This window comes from Ideonella sp. P3_A4, assembly GCF_056403075.1.
Genome location: NZ_JBFUGE010001232.1, coordinates 1 through 827 on the forward strand (window position 1 = coordinate 1; position 827 = coordinate 827).

The 827-nt window shown below is 61.1% G+C and carries 2 protein-coding genes; both read left to right on the forward strand.

Translation table 11 applies throughout. From position 1 onward, the window contains the following. Positions 1-250, forward strand: a 250-nt coding sequence (locus AC1DYI_RS37230; RefSeq protein WP_477209086.1) for an NADH-quinone oxidoreductase subunit H, incomplete at its 5' end; no start/stop codon positions are given. Between the two features lie 18 nt (positions 251-268). Beyond that, positions 269-766: an NADH-quinone oxidoreductase subunit NuoI gene (nuoI, locus tag AC1DYI_RS37235; protein WP_329721380.1), complete on the forward strand. Its 498-nt coding sequence runs from the start codon at positions 269-271 to the stop codon at positions 764-766. Positions 767-827 lie beyond the last annotated feature (61 nt).

An 827-nucleotide genomic window follows, 5' to 3' on the forward strand; every position in this document is an offset into this window, starting at 1 on the left:
GTGCGTGTTGATGTTCCTGGGTGGCTGGCTGAGCCCGTTCGCTTTCCTGAGCTTCATCCCTGGCTGGATCTGGCTCGCCATCAAGGTCTTCGTGGTCGTCACGATGTTCCTCTGGGTGCGCGCCACGTTCCCCCGCTACCGCTACGACCAGATCATGCGTCTGGGCTGGAAGATCTTCATCCCCGTCACGTTGGTGTGGCTGGTCGTCGTGGGTCTGTGGATCCAGTCGCCGTTCAACATCTGGCCCTAAGGCGAGGTCGCACACACTATGTCTACCGTCGCTTCCCTCAAAGACCTTTTCTCCAGCTTCCTGCTGACGGAGTTGTGGAAGGGCCTGATGCTCACCGGCCGTCACTTCCTGTCGCCCACCATCACGGTGCAGTTCCCGGAAGAGAAAACGCCGCTGTCGCCGCGCTTCCGTGGCCTGCACGCGCTGCGCCGCTATGAAAACGGCGAAGAGCGCTGCATCGCCTGCAAGCTGTGCGAGGCCGTCTGCCCGGCGCTGGCGATCACGATCGAATCGGACGTGCGCGCCGACGGCTCGCGCCGCACCACGCGCTACGACATCGACCTGACCAAGTGCATCTTCTGCGGCTTCTGCGAAGAAAGCTGCCCGGTCGACTCGATCGTCGAAACCCACATCTTCGAATACCACGGCGAAAAGCGCGGCGACCTGTACTTCACGAAGGACATGCTGCTGGCCGTCGGCGATCGCTACGAAAAAGAGATCGCCGCCAACAAGGAGGCTGACGCGAAATACCGCTGACCGGCGGCTTGCGCGAGACAACAATGAATACGACCTCCGCTTTGTTCTACCTGTTTTCAGC